Below are 3,827 nucleotides of genomic sequence, written 5' to 3'. Positions count from 1 at the left end.
ATTGTGCGCCGTGGTGATGGCGTGGAAGTCACCGGTGAAATGGAGGTTCATGTCCTCCATCGGCACGACCTGGGCATAGCCGCCGCCGGCGGCACCGCCCTTGACGCCAAAATTCGGGCCGAGCGACGCCTCGCGGATGCAGACGATCGCCTTCTTGCCGATGCGGTTCAGTCCGTCACCAAGGCCGACCGTGGTCGTGGTCTTGCCTTCGCCGGCCGGCGTCGGGTTGATGGCGGTGACGAGGATCAGCTTGCCGTCCTTGTTGCCCTTCACCGACTTGATGAATTCGGCTGAGATCTTGGCCTTGTCGTGGCCGTAGGGCAGCAGATGTTCGGTCGGGATGCCGATCTTCTGGCCGATCTCCTGGATCTGCTTTTTCTTGGCGCCGCGCGCGATCTCGATGTCGGACTTCACTTCGGCCATGACGGCTTTCCTCTGGATTGGACGGTGGAGGGGACGGGTTTGATCTTACTGGCAAGCAGGTTGGAACCGGGCGCGGGCATGTTCTAACCCTGTCGCGGCCGCGGCGTCAACTTGCATGCAACTATGTTTCCTATGAAGAAAATTCCTCTGCGGACCGGCCGACCTGTCATCGGTTCTTCCTGGCTCCGTTGCCGCGCCGTATAGAAGCCAGACGACGCGTCGCTCCGCCGTCTCAAAACAGCCGCACAATGCACGGAATGCGACAGGCTACGCCGCACGCCGTTGGTGTGCTAATGTGGTTGTAAAGGGGACGAAGTTCAGGGGGAGGGTGCAATGATTATTAGGACAATTCTCGTTATTGCTGCGATCATCTTGGCTCAGCTTCTAGTCGCGTCTGACGAGTCGTCAGCAGCGACAGGGGAGAAAAATTTGGAGCCCAGTCAAGCTTACTCGGAAAACATCGCAGTCATATTCCTGCCCGGTATCTTCGGATCAAAGCTGACGTGCACTGCGGCCGGAAAATATAAGGATGCGTTGATTTGGGGTGACGGTCACTACGGCGGGGACGGTTTGTCTCTGGAAGATTGTCCTACCGCCAAGGCAGAGCTCCTTGGGCGTGCCGAGGTCAATAATATGAGCGGTTTTTGGAAAAGGTTATTCGGCCGCCTAGCAGGAAACTTTTCTGACCTAAATGTGTATTCCAATTTCAAAGATAATCTTAGCTTTTCAACCGATGCAGCAGTGCTCTCATTTCCATACGATTGGCGCCGCTCGAATGCAGCTAGCGCGAGTGACTTCGATGATTATATTTGTAGCGAATTTTCGGAGAAGAAATACAAGAAGTATATTTTCGTCGCCCATAGCATGGGGGGATTAGTCCTCGACGCTTGGATAAAAACGTCGTTTGCCAAGAGCGAGAAGTGCAAGGACGGTAGTCCAATGCCGATCGACATCAAACAAGTTAGTTATTTCATCTTCGGGGGCACCCCGTTCCTCGGTGCTCCGGAGGTTGTAACGTCGATGTTCTCCGGTGATAACAGCATGACTAGAGATCGGTATTTCCGTATGTTGTTCGGCGACACTCTGATAGAGGATGCTATTACATTTGATAGCGTTTATGAGTTGATACCGTTCACAAGTATCATGAAGTCGGACTGCAAGGCGTATCAAGCGAATCAGACAAAAAGAATCATAGAGAAGGTTAGTGTCACCGGTGATCGATCGATCATGAATTTGAGTTTGGTGAACACCTGGCAACAGATGTCTATCCCGCGTCGGTTTCCAGAGAGTTTAAAGGCAAACGAGTACGAATATATTGGAAAGAAGATAGAATCGGCCTCCAATGTCGTTTGCGAACGCCTTTCAGAAGATGTCGGCGAGCCCATCCGGGCTAAGTATCGCTACGTCGTTGGAAAACTTCGCAAAGACAACACGTTCGAAAATACGACGGCAGTTTTAGGTTCGGCCACTCTGAACCAATCGAAAGTCGAATTTCAAACCACGCTTGGTCAGGGTGACGGTACAGTTCCGGAATGGTCAGCGATGAACGGTATCGGCACGTCGGAGATGAATCAGCCTTCGCAAAATACTCACGATCATATCTATGATGATATCTCGATTATGAGTTACTTGCAGAACTCGGTGTCTTCTACTGCGAGTGCTATTGGGCTGATACAGAAGATTGGCTCGGAGAACATAGATAAGGAACAATTTGATAAATATATTGAGGATTCGTCGGAATATGCTGGATTTCTCGACAACGACAGCTATGCCGAATTGGCAAAGTCACTGTCCGATGCTGCACAGCGTTCTGGCATCGATGCGACCGATATCTATCGTTACTCTCGCGGAAATTCGTTGCCTGATGCACAACGCGCGCTGGGCTTCTCTGTTGCGGCATATTCGGTAGGGCTCAACGACAGGTCGAAGGCCTTTTCCTGGATCAACAGTGCAGAATTGAACTTTAAGATGAATAATCCAAGCCGTTCATGGTTTCTGTCACAGAAGGGTCTCGCCGACCCGGCATCCCAGGCGGTCAATGACGACCAACTGCAAGCTCGGCTCAACTCCATCTTAGGAAAATCGCGTCTCTATCTAGGAGACTACGGCGGATTTGACGATCTCGACAACGCCGCCGACGCCGGCTGGGTGAAGGCCGGCGAAAACAAGGCAGCGATCGCCAAACGTGTGGGAGTCGATCTATATCTCGACTCAGCGAGTATACGGACCATGGCTCCGCGTACGTAGCTGATTTACTGGGTCAGTACGTTGCTGATTTCGACCATGTTGGAGCGCACCCTGAGCACATAGAAGCCCATCGTCGTCAGATGCGTCGGCAAGATCCAGCCGTCCTCGCGGCCATTGGCGATGATGAAGGGCTGGATGCGCAGCGCCGAGACGAACTGCGAGTCCATCGTGTCCCACAGGTTCTGCAGATGCTTTTCCTTGATGACGTCCTCGAAGTCGGCCTGGGCGCCCTTCATCAGGCCGTAATAGCCATAGAGCTGGCCATAGGCGAACCAGAAGCGGTCGTCGGCGCGGAAATCGAACCAGCCATTGTTGTGGTTCTCGGCGCGTTCCTTGAGGATGGCCGAGGTCGAGCCGATGTCGGACGAGATGCGGTCGATATATTGTTTCAGATTGTCGGCGCGGGCGTCGAACGTCGCCTGGCAGGTGGCGAGGCGAGCGTTGAAGGAACGCAGCATGCGCACGGCGTCGCGATAGTAGCTTGGCGTCGGCGTCTTGGGGCCGAACGGATTCAGGCCGAAATACCAGGTCTCCTCGTCGAACTGCAGGTTGCCACGGGCATTCTGCAGATCGCTGTCGATCTGCGAGGTGGTGCGCACACGGCCGAGATTGTCGGCAAGTTCCGTCGCGGTGCGCCGCACCGCCTGGTTGATGCCGCGCTGGAACGAAGCCTTGTTGTCCATCCACGGCGTGTTGTCCCAGTCGATGCCGAACAAGCCGAGCTTGTAGAGGATCATCGACGAGATCCAGGCATTCTGGTTGACGTTGAAGTCGGTCAGGTCGGCGGCTACCTGGGCGATGCCGGAATTGCCGCAGGTCTTGGCGGTGTCGGTGCCGGCGCCCGCCGAGACCTGTTCGCCGGCGGAGACATTGCGCTTCTCGAACGTGTAGGTGTCGGGATAGTTCGGGTTGAAATTGTTCCACCACTGGGTGGCGTAGAAGAAGTTGGCATAGAGGCCGATCAGCACCAGCACAGCGACGCCGACCGCCGCCTTGAGGATCCAGCCGCGCTGCGTGTACCAGCGCCCGGCCCACAGGAACGGCCACAGGATCACGCCGATGAGCAGGCCGATGCCGCGGCCGATCCACTGGAAAATCCGGGTGAAGAAGTTCACGATCGGATCAAGCATGGCGATGTCACCCCCTCAAAGCATAAT

General features: G+C 54.9%; 3 protein-coding genes. 1 reads left to right on the top strand and 2 read right to left on the bottom strand.

The window, feature by feature from the left end; translation table 11 throughout:
* The coding region (locus EN935_RS25905) for a formate--tetrahydrofolate ligase (protein WP_127373749.1) at window positions 1–423 on the bottom strand (423 nt) is incomplete at its 3' end.
* A gap of 333 nt (window positions 424–756) precedes the next feature.
* Between EN935_RS25905 and EN935_RS25900 the strand changes: the two genes are divergently transcribed.
* Window positions 757–2,670, top strand: coding sequence for a hypothetical protein (locus EN935_RS25900; RefSeq protein ID WP_127262891.1), 1,914 nt, complete (start codon window positions 757–759; stop codon window positions 2,668–2,670).
* Between the two features lie 5 nt (window positions 2,671–2,675).
* On the opposite strand, the gene EN935_RS25895 is transcribed toward EN935_RS25900, so the two are convergent.
* Window positions 2,676–3,800 (bottom strand): DUF2333 family protein, encoded by a 1,125-nt coding sequence (locus EN935_RS25895; RefSeq protein WP_109659672.1) that lies wholly within the window; start codon window positions 3,798–3,800, stop codon window positions 2,676–2,678.
* Between the last annotated feature and the right edge of the window lie 27 nt (window positions 3,801–3,827).

Origin of the sequence: Mesorhizobium sp. M7D.F.Ca.US.004.03.1.1, assembly GCF_003998635.1 — a bacterium.
Classification (GTDB): domain Bacteria; phylum Pseudomonadota; class Alphaproteobacteria; order Rhizobiales; family Rhizobiaceae; genus Mesorhizobium; species Mesorhizobium loti.
The sequence above is the reverse complement of the archived record's forward strand: the minus strand, read 5'-3'. Positions and strand labels throughout refer to the sequence as shown.

Coding starts and splice junctions, on each gene's coding strand:
- EN935_RS25900 (WP_127262891.1), top strand. CDS start 757: ATGATTATTAGGACAATTCTCGTTATTGCTGCGATCATCTTGGCTCAG.
- EN935_RS25895 (WP_109659672.1), bottom strand. CDS start 3,800: ATGCTTGATCCGATCGTGAACTTCTTCACCCGGATTTTCCAGTGGATC.